12 protein-coding genes are annotated in these 17233 nt (G+C 63.7%); 10 read left to right on the plus strand and 2 right to left on the minus strand.

Going from position 1 to position 17233, the window contains the following annotated elements; genetic code table 11:
* The first annotated feature begins 104 nt into the window (after nt 1–104).
* From PCJ49_RS16555 to PCJ49_RS16595, 9 genes are all read left to right on the plus strand, one after another.
* Nucleotides 105–3662: a response regulator gene (locus PCJ49_RS16555; RefSeq protein ID WP_269911903.1), complete on the plus strand. Its 3558-nt coding sequence runs from the start codon at nt 105–107 to the stop codon at nt 3660–3662.
* Nucleotides 3659–4051 (plus strand): response regulator, encoded by a 393-nt coding sequence (locus PCJ49_RS16560; RefSeq protein ID WP_200819978.1) that lies wholly within the window; start codon nt 3659–3661, stop codon nt 4049–4051. The genes PCJ49_RS16555 and PCJ49_RS16560 overlap by 4 nt, the downstream gene beginning before the upstream one ends.
* 164 nt (nt 4052–4215) lie before the next feature.
* On the plus strand, nt 4216–4662 hold the full coding sequence (locus tag PCJ49_RS16565; RefSeq protein WP_269911904.1) for a response regulator: 447 nt from the start codon (nt 4216–4218) through the stop codon (nt 4660–4662).
* 124 nt (nt 4663–4786) lie between these two features.
* Nucleotides 4787–7051: a helicase-related protein gene (locus tag PCJ49_RS16570; protein WP_269911905.1), complete on the plus strand. Its 2265-nt coding sequence runs from the start codon at nt 4787–4789 to the stop codon at nt 7049–7051.
* Between the two features lie 112 nt (nt 7052–7163).
* Nucleotides 7164–7667: an arsenate reductase ArsC gene (locus PCJ49_RS16575; protein ID WP_269911906.1), complete on the plus strand. Its 504-nt coding sequence runs from the start codon at nt 7164–7166 to the stop codon at nt 7665–7667.
* 196 nt (nt 7668–7863) lie between these two features.
* Nucleotides 7864–8433 carry a transcription elongation factor GreB gene (gene greB / locus PCJ49_RS16580; RefSeq protein ID WP_089289013.1) on the plus strand — a complete coding sequence of 190 codons (570 nt, stop codon included), beginning with the start codon at nt 7864–7866 and terminating at the stop codon, nt 8431–8433.
* A 191-nt stretch (nt 8434–8624) separates the two neighbouring features.
* Nucleotides 8625–11576: an ATP-binding protein gene (locus PCJ49_RS16585; RefSeq protein WP_269911907.1), complete on the plus strand. Its 2952-nt coding sequence runs from the start codon at nt 8625–8627 to the stop codon at nt 11574–11576.
* 144 nt (nt 11577–11720) lie between these two features.
* Entirely contained in the window at nt 11721–12173 is a 453-nt protein-coding gene (locus PCJ49_RS16590; RefSeq protein WP_089289015.1) for an Rrf2 family transcriptional regulator, read from the plus strand.
* Nucleotides 12174–12351: 178 nt separating this feature from the next.
* On the plus strand, nt 12352–12999 hold the full coding sequence (locus tag PCJ49_RS16595) for a hydrolase (protein WP_269911908.1): 648 nt from the start codon (nt 12352–12354) through the stop codon (nt 12997–12999).
* Between the two features lie 63 nt (nt 13000–13062).
* Here the strand turns inward: PCJ49_RS16595 and PCJ49_RS16600 are convergent, their stop codons facing one another.
* On the minus strand, nt 13063–15309 hold the full coding sequence (locus tag PCJ49_RS16600) for a TonB-dependent receptor (RefSeq protein WP_269911909.1): 2247 nt from the start codon (nt 15307–15309) through the stop codon (nt 13063–13065).
* A 334-nt stretch (nt 15310–15643) separates the two neighbouring features.
* On the opposite strand from PCJ49_RS16600, the gene adhP reads away from it, so the two are divergent.
* The gene (gene adhP, locus PCJ49_RS16605) at nt 15644–16666 is read left to right on the plus strand and encodes an alcohol dehydrogenase AdhP (protein WP_269912072.1); all 1023 of its coding nucleotides are present in this window, start codon (nt 15644–15646) and stop codon (nt 16664–16666) included.
* A gap of 107 nt (nt 16667–16773) precedes the next feature.
* Here the strand turns inward: adhP and PCJ49_RS16610 are convergent, their stop codons facing one another.
* Nucleotides 16774–17229 carry a hypothetical protein gene (locus PCJ49_RS16610; protein WP_269911910.1) on the minus strand — a complete coding sequence of 152 codons (456 nt, stop codon included), beginning with the start codon at nt 17227–17229 and terminating at the stop codon, nt 16774–16776.
* Between the last annotated feature and the right edge of the window lie 4 nt (nt 17230–17233).

Below are 17233 nucleotides of genomic sequence, written 5' to 3' on the forward strand. Positions count from 1 at the left end.
AGGGTCATTGCAGGAGTATGGCGACCGTCATACGAATCGTTCATCGTCCTGCTCGTACCGGCGGTGGCACAGGCCGCCGCTGACGAACTGGACATTGAAGGTCGATGCGGCTTCGCTACCTCATCCCCGCCCTGATATTGGCGCTTGCCGCTGGCTTCCTGGCCATGGCGGGGGTGGATATATTCCAGAGCTGGCGTGAGAAGCGGAACGCTGAAGATTTCATACACTCCGATGCCGCCAGGGGCACGTTGCTGCTCGCCTCTGCCGACTGGGCGCTGGAGCGCGGTCTGGGCTATATGCTGCTGTTCACCGAGGCGCCGGTCCCAGCGGAGAAGCGGGAACAGCTGGCAAGCGTCGCGGCCAGCGCTGACAGATATTGGGCACAGGCGCTGACGGCGCTGGAGGAACATAGCGGCACCGGGCAGATTTCCCCCCATTCGCTGCTGGAGATGAAGCAGACCATCATCATCGCCCAGGACATGCGGGCGAGATTGGCAAAAGCCCTTGCCCTGCCCCGGTCGCAGCGCCCGCCCGATTTGCATGAACGCTGGTTTGCCGCCATGACCGGCGTGATTGATCAAAGCAGCGCGTTGCGATTCCAGGCACTTGTCGCCATTCCGATTGATGACATGCGAATCGCCGCCCAATCATGGCTGAAGCAATATTCCTGGATCGCGGCAGAATATGCCGGGCGGGAACGGGCACTGATTGCAGGGGCACTGGCTGGTGGCCCGTCACTGGCCTCCGTGCAGGCCACCTTGATTGATGCCAATGCCCGCCATGCCTGGGCCTGGAATGGCATTGAGAACATGGCACGTACCGGCATCGGCGATGTGGAGGGGCTGGTGGCGGAAACCCGCCGGGTGATGAACACGGATGTCGCTCCCGCGCGCCATGATGCGATGCAGTTGCTGAACAGCCCTGATTTCCATCCCGACATGGCAAAGGCGGAAGCATGGTTTGCGGTGGCAACAAACGGTATTGACAGTATGCTGGCGATACAACGCGCTGCCAGCGTCGCTTCCGCCAGCCGCGCGGCGGAATTGGCCCGCGTGGCGGGACGCGATCTGCTGGCCAGCATCCTGCTGCTGCTGTTTGGCGTGGGCCTGACGATGCTGGCCCTGCTGCTGGCCCATTATCGCCTGCTGCGACCATTGGCTGAACTGACCAACCTGTTTGAAAAGATCGCCCGCGGTCGCACCGATCTGACCGTACCCGACATACGTCGCCAGGATGAGGTGGGGGAATTGGCACGCGCCGCCGCAGCCTTCCGGCAAACTCACCTGGACGGGCGGCGTATGGCCGATGAACTGCGCCGGCGCGAGCATCTGCTGGGCCTGTTCATCAGCCACACCCCCACCGCCATCGCCATGCTGGACCGCGACATGCGCTATCTGGCTGTCAGCCGGCGCTGGTTGTCGGAATATGGTCTGGAGGGTCGCAATGTCATCGGCCTTTCCTATTATGACCTGTTCCCGGAAACCGACGAACGCTGGCGCGCCATCCACCGCGCCTGCCTGGGGGGTAAGACCGCCGCTTCCCAGGAGGACAGGCTGGTTGGCAGTGATGGCACCGTCAACTGGCTGCGCTGGGAAATCCACCCGTGGCACGACATTGATGGCCGGGTCGGCGGGATCATCATTTTCACCGAATTCATCACCGAACGCAAAGAAGCGGAAAGCGAAATCCGCCATCTGGCCACCCATCTTCAGGTGATGCTGGACAGCGCCGACACGGCGTTTATCTCCACCGACACCGATGGCACGATCCAGATTTTCAACCGCGGTGCCGAACGGATGCTGGGCTATGGCGCCCATGAACTGATCGGCCGGCAGACACCGGTGCTGTTCCATGATCCGGCGGAACTGGCGGGCGTGCTGAATCGGCTGCGCCAGGAAGGCATCGCCATCAACAGCCCCTTTGAGGCATTGGTGCATGATGCCCGCCAGGGGCGCCCCAGCCAGCGCGAATGGACCATGGTGGACCGGGACGGGCACCGTTTCCCGGCCTTGCTGTCCGTCAATGCGCTGCGCTCCGCCGATGGCCAGATCCAGGGCTTCCTGGGCATCGCCAACAATATTTCGCAATTGCGCGAAGCAGACCGGCTGAAGGCGGAATTCATCTCTACCGTCAGCCATGAACTGCGCACCCCGCTGACGGCCATCCGCGCCTCCCTGGGCATGGTCAATAGCGGCCTGTTCGGCGACGTGCCGGAAGAGGCGCGGCAACTGACCGACATTGCCCAGCAGAGCACGGAGCGCTTGATCCGCCTGATCAATGATCTGCTGGATATCGAGAAAATTGCCTCTGGCAAGATGCGCTTTGAGATGAAGCCGCATCAACTGCGCACCCTGCTGCGCCAGACCGTGCAGGATAATGAGGCCCTGGCCGGCCGTGCCGGGGTGACATTGCAGCTGGAGGAAGGGTTACCGGAGGCCACCGTGCAGGGTGACGCCGACCGGCTGGTGCAGACCTTCACCAACCTGGTCAGCAATGCGGTGAAATTCTCCCCCGCCGGCAGCAGCGTGCGGATCAGTGTCACCGGCCTGCGGCCCAACTGGGTGCGGGTCAGCATCATCGACCAGGGCTGCGGCATCCCGGAGGAGTTCCGCCCCCGCATCTTCCAGCGTTTCGCCCAGGCCGACAGCTCCGACAGCCGGGCAAAGGGCGGCACCGGCTTAGGCCTGGCCATCACCCGGGAGATCGTCGAACGCCATGGCGGGCAAGTTTCCTTTGAAACCACGGTCGGCAATGGCACACGCTTCCATGTCGATCTGCCGGTGCTGGACGATCTGCCGGTTACCGCCTTGTTGGCGGATGATGAGGCAGAAGCGGGGATGGCGATGCCCGCCGCCCAGGTTCTGGTCTGTGAAGATGACCCCGATATTGCCCGCCTGCTGGGCTTGATGCTGTCTCAGGCGGGGTTTGAGCCCGTGCTGGCCACGGATGGGGAAGAGGCGCTGCGCCTGCTGCGGGAACGGCGATTCGATGCCATGACACTGGACCTGCTGTTGCCCGACGTTTCCGGACTGACCTTGTTCGATAAAATCAGGGCCCTGCCCGCCGGCCGCGATCTGCCGATCATCATTGTCTCCGCCATCGCCGATCAGGGGCGCGAAACCCTGAACGGCGAGGCGGTGGGCATTATCGACTGGCTGGCCAAGCCGATTGATCCGGATCGGCTGATCCGCGCCATTGGTCGCGCCATCGCCCGCCCCGGCAACCAGAAGCCCCTGTTGCTGCATGTAGAGGATGATGCGGATATGCGGCTGGTGGTGCAGCGTGTGCTGTCACGGCTGGCTGATATTGTCCCCGCCGCTTCCATGGCGGAAGCCCGGAAGGCGGCAGCGGCACAGCATTTCGATCTGGCCATCATCGATATCGACATGCCGGACGGATCGGGCCTGGATGTCATCCCCCTGCTGCGCGACCGGGCCGGGGGCCCGGTGCCGGTGGTGGTCTTCACTGGGGCCGACATTGATCTGGTCGCCCTGCGCCAGGTGGCGGCAACCCTGGTGAAATCACGCGCACGCAGTGACGATCTGGTCGAAACCATCCAAGGGCTGATACAAAGGCTGCGCCAAGCCGGACAGGGGCCGGCCGGCGCATCCCAGCGTGCCATCCCCCCCGAACCGTCTCATCATCTGGAGCCTTCATCATGATCCCGGACCTCAGCCGTATTCTCTATGTCGAGGATGAGGAGATGCTGCGCACGGTCACCAACCTGGCGCTGACCCGGATCGGCAAATTCACGGTGGAACTCTGTGACAGCGGTACGCGGGCGGTGGCCACTGCCAAAACATTCAAGCCCGACCTGATCCTGTTGGATGTGATGATGCCGGGCATGGACGGGCCGGCCACGCTGCGCGCTCTGCAGGGCGACCCGGAGACGGCCGCTATCCCGGTGATCTTCATCACCGCCAAGGTACAGCCGCGTGAAGTGGAAGCCTTTTTGGCGCTTGGCGTTATCGATGTGGTGCCAAAACCATTCGAGCCGATGACCCTGGCGCGGGACATCCGCGCCATCTGGGACCGGCATCACGGCGGTTGATCCGACCCGCCTATGTCTTCCGCCCATGCCCGACAGCGTGGGTGCCTAGGCAGACCGTCCGATAGGACCAGACCTTTTGCGGGCGGGACTTTTCCCGCCCGTTGCCGTTCAATCCCAGGCGTCAGCAATAACCGGCCGGCCATCGAACCCTGGGGGAATAAGGCATGAATGTCCTGATCGTGGAAGACGAACCCTTGATCGCCGCCAGCGTCGAGGATGCCCTGAGCGGGGCCGGCATCAATACGCGGTCGGCAGCCAATGCTGCCGAGGCCCTGGCCCTGGCTGAACGCACCCGCTTCGATCTGGCTTTGCTGGATGTGCGGCTGGGCTATGGCGAGAGCGGGTTGATGCTGGCGGAAATGCTGTTGGAAAGCCATGCCGTCCCCACCTTGCTGCTGACCGGGCTCAGCGAGTTGCCAGACCATGTCGGCAGCTTCGTGCTGGGCGTATTGCACAAGCCCTTCAGCGGCGCGGATGTGGTGGCCGCCGTTCACGCCGTGCGCCGGGTCGTCGCCGGACAGGCGGTGGAACAGCCGCCGCGCAATCTCACCTTTTATGGTGGACGCCGTCGTGATCAGCAGGATGTACCAGCCTTTATGGCGCTGGCGTAACCGTCCGCCGCCCGACCAGGGGAGGCCGGGGGCGTGAGTGCCATGTTCACGAACCCTCTGGGAATAGGCGGCGGCTTATCGCATATTGTGCGCCTGCTAAATCGTTCTCTTTGCTCGGTGCCCAATGGAAGTGTCGTCCCCGGAACAGGCTGTTCTGGACCCGGATCTGGTTTTCTCTGTCGCCCGCCATCACCCTGAAATCACCACCGCTGGCCGGCTGGGGCTGGACCGGGTAGAGCAGGCGCTGGCCTATGGCATGGTGCCGCTGGGCCTGCCGCTGCCAGAGGGCAAGCGCGATCTGGTGGTGATGGAGGACCGGCGCGAGGCGGTGGCGCTGGAGATTGAAGGCCAGGTGGCCCGGCTGATCCGCCGGCGGGAACTGCTGGAACAGGGCCGCCGCGCGCTGGACGGTGCTCCGGTCGCGCTCGTGGCGGCGGAGGCGAAAACGCGGGTGCGCGCCCGTACGGCGGATGAGCTGAACTTCCCCGACCTGCCCGGCCCGATCAAGCTGGAGGTCAGCCGCAGCCTGGATATTGACGAGCTGACCGGGCTGGAAGATGCGGAACTGCGCGAGCGGCTGGTCAATGATCCGCAGCTGGCCCAGGCGCTGGAACAGGCGCTGACCGACGTAGCCCAGCGCCTGTGGCAGCTGCGGGAGCTGGTGGGCGAGGCGGAAGATAGCTGGACCTTCGAGAATCTGGGCGAACGGCTTTACCGCATCTGCCGCAGCAACCATCAGCCCAACGATATTCTGCGCCGCTGGGAAGAGGTGGCGGATACCTGGCTGCGGGAACGCGCCGTGGCGCGCGGTCGCAATTTTGTGAACAGCGAATTCGATTTCGCCAAGTTCGAACGGCTGTTCCCCCGCGCCCGCACCATGGGGCGCAAGCTGGTGCTGGTGATCGGCCCCACCAATTCCGGCAAGACCCACCGGGCGATGACGGCCTTGAAGCAAGCCGAAACCGGATTCTATCTGGCCCCCTTGCGCCTGCTGGCGCTGGAGGTGATGGACCGGCTGAACCGCGATGGCACCCCCACCACCCTGCTGACGGGGGAAGAGGAAATCCGTGTGCCGGACGCCCGGCACACCGCTTCCACCATCGAAATGCTGGACCCGGAAATCCCCGTCGATGTGGCGGTGATCGACGAAATTCAGATGCTGGCCGACAAGGATCGCGGCTGGGCCTGGACGGCGGCCCTGATGGGGGTGGCGGCGCGCACCGTTTATCTGCTGGGCGCGCCGGAGGTGCTGCCGCTGATCAAGCGGATGGCGCACCATCTGAATGAGCCGTTGGAAGTGGTGTCGCTGGAGCGCAAATCGCCCCTGCACATGATCGAACAGCGGCTGGAATATGAGGATGTGCGCAAGGGCGACGCGCTGATCGCCTTTTCCCGGCGTAACGTGCATCTGGTGCGCGACATGGTGCAGGCCAAGGGCCTGACCGCCGCCGTGATCTATGGCGCGCTGGCACCAGAGGTGCGGCGGCGCGAAGCGGAGCGCTTCACCAGCGGCGAGGCGCAGGTGGTGGTGGCAACCGACGCCATCGGCATGGGGCTGAACCTGCCCATCCGCCGCGTGCTGTTCACCACCCTGGAAAAATATGACGGGGTAGAGCAGCGGGAGCTGCTGCCGACGGAATTGAAGCAGATCGCCGGCCGCGCCGGCCGCTATGGCCATCACGAGGCGGGCGAGTTCGGCATTGTCGGCAAGGGCACGGCAGTCCGCCTGCAGGCACTCTGGAACCGGCCAGACAATGCCTTCGGGCCGAAAACCATGCTGACCGTGCGGCCGACCCGCGCCATGGTGGCGCGGCTGGCCGGCCGCATCGGCACCCATAACATGCAGCTGCTGGTGGATTGCTTTGCCGCCGCCAAGACGGCGGGCAGCCCCTACCGCGTTTCCGACCTGTCCTCCCTGCGCCGGCTGGCGCAGGAGCTGGATGAGCGGGATATCGGGTTTGAAGAAAAGCTGTCCCTGCTGTTCATGCCCTGCGATCTGGAAAAGGAAGTGGATGCCCGCTTCTTCCACCAAATGCTGCGCGCCGTGGAAAGCGGGGAACCGGTGCCGCTGGGGCTGGTGGTGCCGCCGCGCATGGACCGGCTGGATGATTATGCGCTGGAGGAACTGTCGCGCTCCTGCGACCTGTATTATTGGGCCAGCCGCAAATTCGCCCGCCTGTTCCCGGACCGGAAAGCCGTGGAGGAGCGCCGTGGCCAGGTGGCCGGGCGGCTGTCGGAGCTGCTGGCCAGCACGGCGCGGCGACGCCAGGGCAAGCCCCATGGCGGCCCGCGTCCAGGTGGTGGCACCCCCGGCAGCGGACCGGGTGGCAAACCTGCCCCCGGCTTCCGCGGGGCGCCGCGCAAACGCTATGGCCCGAAACGGGGGTAAGTTTAATGGATTTTTAACGGTAACCGGCGTGTCCGTCACCAAACCGTCATCGGCCTGTCACCACTCATCGCCATGATCGCGCCACCACGGAAACGGGCCTGGTGGAGCGATCATGACGGATAAGCGGTTCAAGGTGCTGTTCATCTGCCGCAAGAACGCGGCACGCAGCCTGATGGCAGAGGCGCTGTTGCGCCGCTGGGGCATGGGCCGGTTCGAGGTCCATTCCGCCGGGCCGGAACCGCTGGACCAGCCCAACCCACAGGCGATGGAGCTGCTGCGCAAGGTCGGGATCGATACCGACGCGCTGCGCCCGAAAAGCTGGGATCTCTATGCGGGTGCCGACGCCCCCGAAATGGATTTCATCTTCTTTGCCTGCGAAGATACCGCCAAGCTGCACCCGCCGCACTGGCCCGGCCAGCCGATGGTGGCACAGTGGAACTTCCCCGACCCGCTGAGCCTGCAGGGGTCGGAGATTGAGCGTCATGCGCTGTTGAATCTGGTGTTCGGCATGATCGAGCGCCGGGTGAAAATCTTCTGCGCCCTGCCCGATCACCGGCTGGCCAAACTGACGGCCGCCGACATGTCGGACATTGCCACGGGCGAACACGCGGCCTGACATCCGGTTGGCTTTATCAGAACCGATCGCTCTGCCATCTTGGCCCCGTCCCACTGCCGCGCTAGAGCCACCTGCGTTTAGTCGAACGCAGGTGGCTCTAGCTGAGTCTGCCTGCGAGCGGATTCACGCCAAAAGGTGATTTCACCTTTTGGCGATCCGCTCTAAACAGGGGCGGCAGTGATGGGAAGGGCCGGTGATGAGCAAAGCCTGGGTGAATGAAAATGCGCGCGACGCGGCGGCCGATGATGACGGCGCCGATGATCCCCGCCCCTTGCCGCCCGGCACCAAGAACCATATCACGCCAGCCGGTTTCGACCGGATGCAGCGGGAGCTGCAGCAATTGCTGCGGGTCGAACGGCCCAAAGTGGTGGAAATCGTGCATTGGGCGGCCGGTAATGGCGACCGGTCGGAAAATGGCGATTATATCTATGGCAAGAAGCGCCTGCGGGAGATTGACCGCCGGATGCGCTTCCTGTCCAAGCGGCTGGAAATCGCCAATGTGGTCGATCCCGCCCAGCAGAAGCAGAAGGACCGGGTGTTCTTCGGCGCCACCGTCACCTATGTCCGCGAGGATGACAGCGAAAATACCGTCACCATTGTCGGGGTGGATGAAACCGACATGGGGCCCGGCTTGATCAGCTGGGTCTCCCCCATCGCCCGCGCGCTGCTGAAGGCGCAGGTCGGCGATCTGGTGGCTGTGCGCACGCCTGCCGGGCTGGAGGAGATTGAAGTATTGTCCATCCATTATCCCACGGCCAGTACCTGATACTCAGCTGGCTTGGCTTCACGCGGCACAAGCGGCGCGGCGGCGGTCGCAGCATTACCAAGTTGCCTACGCGGCGGGTAACGATGCTCTCCCCTGCACCTGGGAAGGGAAATATGCTATCCAGGGTGCTGTGATGCAGGGGTGGCCCGATGACAAGGCTGATAACAGCCGGCCGTCCCCTTGAAAGGGGGATGATGCAGGGCGCTTCGGGTAAATCGCTGCTGGCCTTGTTCGCGGCGCTGGCCCTTTTGTGGGGCGCGATCATCGGCTTCCTGCATCTGGAGCGCGGCACGCTGCTGCGGGCTGCGGAGCGGGATGTCACCAACCTGTCATTGGCCTTTGAAGAACAATCCTTCTGGCTGCTCTCCACCGTTGATCAGCTGCTCCGCGCCGTGAAGGCCGATCTGGAAGCGGACGCCCAACATTTCGATCTGGCGCGGGTGATCCGGCGGCAGAATTCACCGGCCGGGGCCAGTGTGGAGGTCTCGGTCATTGACGCGGCCGGGTATCTGCTGGCCTCCACCAGGGGGCTGGGACCGGATGCACGCATCACCAATTATCTGGACCGGGCCCATGTGCTGGCCCATCTGGACCGGGACAGCGGCGGCATTTTCATTGGCCCCCCCATAATCGGCCGGCTGTCCGGTCGCCATTCCGTGCCGGTTTCGCTGCGCATCAACCGGCCCGATGGCAGTTTCGGCGGCGTGGCGGTGGCCGCCATCAACCCCGCCGATCTGGCCAATTATTACCGCCGGCTGGACCTGGGCAAAAGCGGCGTCGTCTCTATCGTCGGGATGGATGGCATGGTGCGCGCCCGTTCCGGGGAGGAGGATGGCGATACGACGGGCAAGTCCGTGGGACAGCAAAGCATGTTGTCCACCCCGCTGATGTCCCGCTTCCGCCAGGCGCCATCCGGCACCTTCACCACGGTCAGCGCCATTGACGGGGTAGAGCGGATCGTCGCCTACCGGGCCATCCATGATTATCCGCTGATCGCCACTGTCGGCCTCTCGCTGGCGGAGGTGCTGGCCCCCTGGCACACGCTGCTGGTCTGGACCGTGGCCGCCGGCATTCTGGCCAGCCTGGCCTTCTATGGCTTTTTCCATATGTTGCTGGTGGAGGAAAAGCGCCGCCAGCGCCAGGCCCGCGATACGGAAGAGGCCAACCGCCTGCTGCGGCTGGCTGAACAGGTGGCCATGGTGGGCCATTGGCAGATCGAACTGGCCAGCGGTCGCGTCATCTGGTCGGACGAGGTCTATCGCATTCACGGGCTGGATCAGAACAGCTTTCAACCCTCTCTGGAAGCAGCGCGAGCTCTGCTTGAGCCGGAAGATCACGACCTGCTGTCCGCCCTGGTGCAGGAGGCGATCGACGGGGCGGACAATTTTGAAACGAGGATGCGCATCCGCCGCCCGGACGGAACACAGCGCCATCTGGTGGTGCGCGGGATTGTCGTGCGCAATGAGGCTGGCGAGGCCCAGTCCCTGTTCGGTGCCATGAGTGATGTGACCGAGCGCACCCGCCAGGAAGAGGCCCTGCGGCAGGCCCGGCGGGAGGCGGAGGAGGCGGCGAAGGCCAAGGCCGACTTCCTGGCCACGGTCAGCCACGAACTGCGCACGCCGCTGAATGCCGTCATCGGCTTCGCCGACCTGCTGTTGACCGCCAATCCGCCGGAAGCGGAGCGCCGGCATTATATCCGCCTGCAGGCAGAAGCCGGGCGCACCTTGCTGGCCGTCATCAATGACGTGCTGGATTTCTCCAAGATCGATGCCGGCCGGCTGGAACTGGAGGAGATGGCATCGGAGACGGTGGGGCTGCTGCAAACCTGCGTCGATCTGGTGCGCCCGATGGCGGAGGAAAAGGGGCTGCGGGTCATTCTGGATATCGCGCCCGACCTGCCACCCTGGCTGATGCTGGACCCGACGCGGGTGCGCCAGATCGTGCTGAACCTGCTGAACAATGCGGTGAAATTCACCCAGGCCGGCCATGTCGGGCTGCGGGCACGGGTGGAGATGGTGGAGGGAAAGCCCTTCCTGCGGCTGGCGGTGGAGGATACCGGGATCGGCATTCCCCCCGCCCGCCAGGGCAAGCTGTTCGAGCCATTCCATCAGGCCGATGCCTCCACCGCGCGCCGCTATGGCGGCACCGGCCTGGGGCTGGCCATCTGCAAGCGGCTGGTCAGCCTGATGGAAGGAAGAATCGGCGTCAGTTCCGATGCCGGGCGGGGCAGCACCTTCTGGGTGGAGGTACCGTTACGGCCGACAGAGGCGCCCAACCACGCCCCAGCATTGCCCACCCCCGGCGCCACCGGGGCCGGGGCGGTGCCGGCCCGGCCGCTGCGAATCCTGGTGGCGGAAGATTTGCCGGTCAACCAGCTGCTGATCCGCGCCATCCTGGAACGCGCCGGCCATCAAGTGGAGATGGTGGCCGATGGGGCAGCGGCGGTGGAGGCGGTGCAGCACCATAATGTCGATCTGGTGCTGATGGATGTGCAGATGCCCGGCATGGATGGGCTGGAAGCCACCCGCGCCATCCGCGCCCTGCCCAGCATGGCCGGGCGCATCCCCATTGTGGCGCTGACCGCCAATGCCCTGCCGGCGGAGGTGGAACGCTGCCGGCGGGCCGGCATGAATGACCATCTGGCCAAGCCGATTGAGGCCGAACATCTGGTCGCCGCCCTGGTACGCTGGTCGCAGCGCATCGGCCCGGTGCAGGCCCTCCCGCCAGCGGAAACCGCACCAGCCGCGACGCCGGCACCCGCACCGACCCCAGTGGAAGAGCAGGTGCCGGTGCTGCAGGAGGAAATGCTGAACCAGCTGGAAACCCTGATGGGTGCCGCCACGCTGCACAGCATGTTGTCAGAGGTGGACAATACGCTGCGCCAGCGGCTTTCCGTCCTGCAGGCGGATGACACCCCGCGCGATACGGTGCGCACCAACGCCCATGCGATGATCTCGCTCGCCGGCAATTTCGGCCTGATGGAAATGTCGACCCGCGCCCGCCAGCTTGAGCATCTGTGCGAGGATGAGACTGCCGGTCCAGCGGAACTGACGGCCGGCATCCAGGCGCTGGCCCAGGCGGCCGCACGCGCCCAGGCCGCCCTGGCCGAACGTCTGCCCCAACTGGCCGCCGCCGAAGGGTGACACCGTGGGGAAGCGTGGCTGGGTCGCATGGCGGCAACGCAACGCTATCCAGAAAAAACAGCCCCTTAACGCTGGTCACCCTTGATATTCGACGGCATAAGCCCCAAGAAAGATGCCGTACCGTCCTGGAGAAGCCGTTCCATAATGTTGACCCAGCGGGCGAAATACGCCCTTCGTGCCTGTATCCATCTCGCCGATCATTATGGGGATGCCACCACCGTGCAGATCGCGGAGATCGCGGCGGCGGAGAATATTCCTGGCAAGTTCCTGGAGGCGATCCTGCTGGACCTGCGCAAGGCCGGGCTGCTGCACAGCCAGCGCGGCCGCAATGGCGGCTATCGCCTGGCCCGGGCGCCGGAGAATCTGTCGGTCGGTGACATCATCCGCGTCATTGACGGCACGCTGGCCCCCATCCGTTGCGCCAGCCGGCTGAAGTTTGAGCCGTGTGCCGATTGCGATGATGCGGCCACCTGCGTCATCCGCTGGGCCATGCTGAAGGCACGCGACGCCATGGCCACGGTGCTGGACCGCTGCACCCTGGCAGAGGCCTCGCGCCGCCGCGCCTCCACCTCCCAACCGCTTGATTTCGTGATATAATACCAATCTCCCTTGATCGTGACCGATCAAGGGAGATTTTGTGTTCCCTCAGTCGCCGGGCAGCGGCATCCGCCGCCTTGGCTTACGCGGGCACGCGCCCGCGGTCGCTGGCCGCCAATCCGCCAAGGGTCAAACCCGCGGCGGATTGTTATGATACCGGCCAACAAGGGTGGAAGGGATGGATAAGAAGCCGGTCGCCAAGGTTCCCTCCCATCTGGAGGCACCGCGCACCAACCTGCTGATGCGCTCGGGCCGCTGGGTCAATCTCTATGATCCGTCCCCGGCCGATATCATGCTGGAGGATTGGGTGACCGGCGCCTCCCGCGTGGCCCGCTGGGGTGGGCAGACGCGGGGCGATGTCGCCTATAATGTGCTGCAGCATTCGGTGTTGCTGGAACAGGTGCTGCTGACCCTGCTGGCGCCCGATGCCTCCCCGACCCTGCGGCTGGCCGCCTTGATGCATGATCTGCATGAAGGGGGCGGGCTGGGGGATGTGGTCACCCCCTATGGCAAGCTGTTCGCCACGGCCGGGTTGAAAGAGGTGAAGGCCCGGCTGGACCGCGCCCTGTTCCTGGCCACCGGCCTGCCCTGGCCCCTGCCCGCCCCCATGCTGGACCTGATCAAGAAGGCCGATAAGGTGACAGCGATTTCCGAAGCGGTGCAGCTGATGGGCTGGCCGGAAAAGCTTGCCCGGCGCGATATTGGCGGCAATTACCGGGGTAAGCTTTGGCAGGAACCGATCGAGGTCATGGATGAAGCGGCGGCGCGCGCCGCCTGGTGGGCCCGCTATCACGCCGTCACCGCCCTGATGGGACCGGTTGGCTGACGCCCCCTGCATTGGCTGGAACACCCTTGTTCCAACCAATGCAGAGAGAACCAGGAAGCGGTTTTAGAAACGCGAGGTGATTTCGATGCCGTAGAACGGCGCCTCCGTCACGAAGCCGGTCAGGTTGTTGAAGTCGATTGCCCCTTCCAGCTCCTTGGCATTGGTGATGTTGCGGCCGAATACGGCCACGCCGAACCGCTCATCATCCGACTGATAGCCAATCTTCAGGCCGCCTTCGAGCTTGGGATCGCTCTGGAATTCCAGCGACTGGTACAGGAAGAAATTCACCTTGGAGCGATAGTTCCAGTCGGTAAAGATATAGAATTCCCCCGATTCCACCGGAATGCCATAGCGCGCAGTGGCGGTCAGCATCCATTTTGGCGCGTTGGGGAACGGGTTGCCATCGATATTGGCCAGACCGCCGACCACCTTGTCCGTCACCGTACAGCCACCGCCGCACGGGGCGATGCGCAGGTTGGGGTCGTCAATTTCCGTGTGGTTATAGCTGCCACCGGCCGTGAGCTTGAGATTGTCGGTGGGCAGCAGTTCGGCCTCCACCTCCAGCCCATAGCCCTTGCCGGCCGCGGCATTGACCAGCGTATTATTGTTGCTGGCCCCGCCGACGGCGGTGAATTGCTGATCTTCGATATCGGTGTAATAGGCAGTGACGTTCAGGCGGGCGCGGCGGTCCCACAGGTCGGACTTCACGCCCGCCTCATAGGACATCAGGGTCTCCGCCTTGGCGACGGACAGGGCGTCGCGGTTGATATTATTGCCGAAATAGAACAGCGGCCGGCTCTGGATCGACGGCGCGCGGTAGCCATTGGCCACACGGGTAAAGAGATTGACGTCCGGCGTGGCCTTATAGGTCAGGCTGACATCCCAGGTGATCTGATCGTCCGACAGGTTGGTGCCGCCCTTGGTAAAGGCACCGGAAATGCCCTTGGCATAGCGGATGACGCTGAAATCCTTGTCTTCATCATTATAGCGCACGCCGCCGGTCAGGGTCAGCTGCTCGGTCAGATCGTAATTGGCCTGGCCGAACACGGCCCAGGTCTTGGTATCCTGGTCGGTGTCGGTGGAAAAGGCGATGCCGCGCGGCTCCGTCGGGTCGCCATAGGAATAGCCGATGGCTGACAGCTTTTCCTTGAAATAGAACAGGCCGGTCTGCCAGCGGAAGCGGCTTTCACCGGTGCTGGACAGCCGGACTTCCTGCGTCCATTGTGAATGGCCGTTCAGCTCATCCGCTGTTTCGCTGTCGAACGGGATGAAGCCGGGGCCGACACCGGCCACGCCGCCATCAATATCGCCGCGCGTATAGACATGCACCGTCTCATAGCCGGTGATGGAGGTCAGCAACATGCTGTCCAGATCATATTCCAGCTTCAGGCTGCCGCCCTTGCTGGTGACATCCAGGGCGTTCTGGCCGTTATGGAAGACCTTGTTGCGGGAGAAGCCGGGCACAAGATCATTGCTGCCCTTGACGATGGCATTGGCATGGTTGACGCGCGCCGTGCCGTTCAGATCCCGCACATGGCCGTTCAGCAGCGCCGTCAGCGGCCCGCCATTATCGAACAGCAATTGCAGGCGGGCCGCCGTTTCCTCATGCCCGCCCAGGGCGTCCTTCTGACCGGTATAGGTATTGTCGATATAATCGTCCTTGCGGTCGTGATAGAGCGAGAGGCGGCCGGACAGCACGCCATCGATCAGGGCCCCACCCATTGCCCCTTCGGCGGTGATGGTATTCTTGCTGCCATAGGAGGCGGTGAAATAGCCGCCCGTCTCCTGCTTGGGTTTCACGGAGACGAAGCTGATGGTGCCGGCCGGCGTGTTGCGGCCGAACAGGGTGCCCTGTGGCCCGCGCAGCACCTCCACCCGTTCCATATCGAAGACGGGGAAGCCGCGCAGCAGCGGGTTTTCCTGCACCACCTCATCATAGATGATGCCGACCGGCTGGGTGGAGGTCAGGTCGAAATCGCTGTTGCCCAGGCCACGGATATAAAAGCGCGGGAAGGTGCGGGCGAAGGTGCTTTCCGCATAAAGGCTGGGCACCTGGCCGGACAAGGCCAGCAGATCGACGCCGCCGGACATCACCGCTTCCAGCTTGTCGCCCGTGACAGTGCCGACGGAGACCGGCACCTGCTGCTGGTTTTCCGCCCGCTTAGTGGCGGTGACGATGATTTCATCCAGCACCATCGGGCTGGAATCCCCCGCCGATTGTGCCAGGGCCGGCATGGCCGACGCCATCAAGGCCAGCACGCTGGCAGCGCCCGCCAGTACATGCCGCTTGGTCCGATTGCTTGCACCCATTCTGTCCCGCTCCTGTCGGTAATTCGATCCCAAGGCCCTGGCGGTACGCTCCCCAAAGGGTTGGCCCATCTGGTGGGGCCATTCCTGATTGCGCAGGGAGGATGTGAGCGGCCGGGATGGCTGGCAAGAGAGGGGAGAGGACAATCAGAACAATATCTCGCCATGATGCAGCAAGAACACAGGGCCGGCCGATCACCGTCTGCGCCCGGCACCAAGCCCTATGCTGCTTTAGTATCAGAGTTCCCGGTTCTTGCGCTGGATCAAGGCACCCAAGGTACCCACGTCCTATGGTTCGCCTGCCTGTTTGCGAAACGGAAAGGACAGAGCCACCATGTTGCCGCAGAAGATGAAGGCCGCCGTCGTCCATGCCTATGGCAAGCCGCTATCACTGGAAGAGGTGGCAGTGCCCCGGCCCGGCCGGGGACAGATTCTGGTGAAGATCGCCGCTTCCGGCGTCTGCCACACCGACCTGCACGCCGCCGATGGCGACTGGCCGGTGAAGCCACCCCTGCCCTTCATCCCCGGCCATGAGGGCGTGGGCACCGTGGTTGCCGTCGGCGATGGCGTCACCCAGGTGAGTGAGGGCGACCGGGTGGGCGTGCCCTGGCTCTATACCGCCTGCGGCCATTGTGAGCATTGCATGACCGGTTGGGAAACCCTGTGCGAATCGCAGCAGAATACCGGTTATTCCGTCAATGGCGGCTACGCTGAATATGTGCTGGCCGATCCCAACTATGTCGGCCATCTGCCCAAAGATGTTTCCTTCACCGATATTGCCCCCATCCTGTGTGCCGGCGTCACCGTCTATAAGGGCTTGAAGGAAACGGAAGCCCGACCCGGTCAGTGGGTGGCGATCACCGGGATTGGCGGGCTGGGCCATGTGGCCGTGCAATATGCCAAGGCCATGGGCCTGCATGTTGCCGCCATTGATGTGGCCGACAGCAAGCTGGCCCTGGCCCGCAGCCTGGGTGCCGACCTGACCATCAATGCTACCCAGGTGAACCCGGTGGAAGAAATCCGCCGCACCATCGGCGGTGCCCATGGTGTGCTGGTCACGGCGGTCAGCCAATCCGCCTTCGGTCAGGCCATCGGCATGGCGCGGCGCCATGGCACCGTTGCCCTGGTGGGCCTGCCGCCGGGCAATTTCCCCGTGCCGATCTTCGACGTGGTGTTGAACCGCATCACCATCCGCGGTTCCATCGTCGGCACCCGCGCTGATCTGGCTGAAGCCCTGATGTTTGCCGGTGAAGGCAAGGTGAAGGCCACCGTCTCGGTGGAAGCCATGGATGATATCAATGGCGTGCTGGGCCGCCTGCGCGACGGCCAGATTGATGGGCGCGTGGTGGTGACGCCGTAAACGGACTGGGGCGGGCCAAAAGGCCCGCCCCAACAACGATACGCCAGAGATGGTCCGAGACAGGGCTCAGCACCCGTACCCCGATCCCCAATCGGCTGCTAGCACTATTAATTCTCGTTCTTGACCTGCGGATCACGGCTAATAAGGAGATGAAGGCCGTCCACCGTGCGCGCCCACAGCTCAAAAGAAATGCCGACAGGACGACCTTCAGGATCGGTATTCCTGAAATAAACTGTCACATTGCTGGAATATACATTAACCTCTTTCTCATTTTCCACTTTCTTTTGAGGGTTCTGACAACCCGAGTTCGTCTCAACACCGATGACCTGATCGAAATCGGTTAAGGCCCCAACCTGGGCCGTATTGGTATTAACCATCAAGAAAAACAGCTCGTGTACAGCAGATTGCATATCATATGAAATCGCCCAGCTGCCAGATCCGACCGGAACAACAACGCCACCAGAGGCAGTAACCGTAGCCCCATCCGTCTGGGTGGGCTCGTAGGACCAAACGCCATCAACGATTCGAACAGTAAACTTCACGGCGTGATCTGTATAGATCATTTCT

This window comes from Niveispirillum sp. BGYR6 (assembly GCF_027568365.1).
GTDB lineage: Bacteria > Pseudomonadota > Alphaproteobacteria > Azospirillales > Azospirillaceae > Niveispirillum.